Genomic DNA, 1047 nt, shown 5'->3' on the forward strand with positions numbered 1-1047 from the left:
TCCTTTACTAAAGACAACCGCCTTTCCTATTCGAATTGGGTGCGCCCGATTTTGGTGGACAATGTCCGTTGTGTGGCAGTCGATAAAAAACTGGAAGAAGACAATCCGCAAATGTTCCGTTTCTTGATGGATTTTGCAGCGGATAACGATTTGCGCGTGATTGACTGCAAAGCCTTACTCAAAGAGCAGGAAAGCAAGCAGCAGGGCGAAGTGCCGGTCGAGCGCGTTTTGTTGGCGCAGGCAATTGAAGAAAAACACGCCGCCGAGCGTGGGGAAGCGGCCGATACCCAGCCCGAGCCTCAAGCTGCCGCGCCTGTGGTCGGCGTATTGCGTGAAATTCCGCCGGAAGAAACTGCGACCGCTTTTGCGGCATTAAGCATTTTGCGTTCTTCTTTGACCGATATCCACCGTTTTGTCGAACAAATCAACGAGCATCAGCGCAAGACTGGTTACCGCCTGTTGGGTATTTTTGAAGAAGGCAAACAAAATGCCGTGGCCGTATGCGGTTTCCATGCCGCGTACAACTTGGCCAGTGGTTACCATATCCATATTGACGACATCGTGACCATGCCTCAATGCCGCCAAAAAGGCTATGCTTCACGCTTGCTGGAAGAAGTACGCAAAATCGGTGCGGAAACGGGTGCGACCAAAATCCATCTGAATGTCCATGTGAACCATGACCGTGCAGGTGCGCATCGTCTCTACTTCAAAAACGGATTTGAAATTTGCGCTTACCATTTCCGTTGCGATCCGAAATAATTTTTGTGGAAAGAGAGAAATCAATGTTGAAGATTTTGACCGCAGCTGTTTTGACTCTGAGTTTGGCAGCTTGCGCATCAGGCAGCGGAGGCAGCTCGCAAATGTATGGTGAGATTAAGGCCGGTGTAGAAACCAGCCATCAACGTTGAGATATATAATGACAAGGCCGTCTGAAATAGGTTTTCCTGTTTCAGACGGCCTTTTTGCAGCTTGAGACCTTTGCAAAATTCCTTTCCTTCCAACAGCCGAAATCCAAACAAGGGTTTTCAGCTGTTTTCTCCTCCAATC

General features: G+C 49.0%; 2 protein-coding genes. Both read left to right on the forward strand.

All coding sequences use genetic code 11. The features are described from left to right. A partial coding sequence (locus ACTHSP_RS20780) for a GNAT family N-acetyltransferase (protein WP_440346856.1) occupies nt 1-759 on the forward strand: 759 nt, incomplete at its 5' end. Between the two features lie 23 nt (nt 760-782). Continuing rightward, nucleotides 783-908, forward strand: a complete 126-nt coding sequence (locus tag ACTHSP_RS20785) for a hypothetical protein (protein ID WP_003684698.1) — start codon at nt 783-785, stop codon at nt 906-908. The last annotated feature ends 139 nt before the right edge of the window (nt 909-1047 follow it).

This window comes from Neisseria sp. P0001.S005 (assembly GCF_051963715.1).

Excerpts from the sequence above, each read along its gene's own strand:
- ACTHSP_RS20785 (WP_003684698.1), top strand. The coding sequence starts at position 783 with ATGTTGAAGATTTTGACCGCAGCTGTTTTGACTCTGAGTTTGGCAGCT.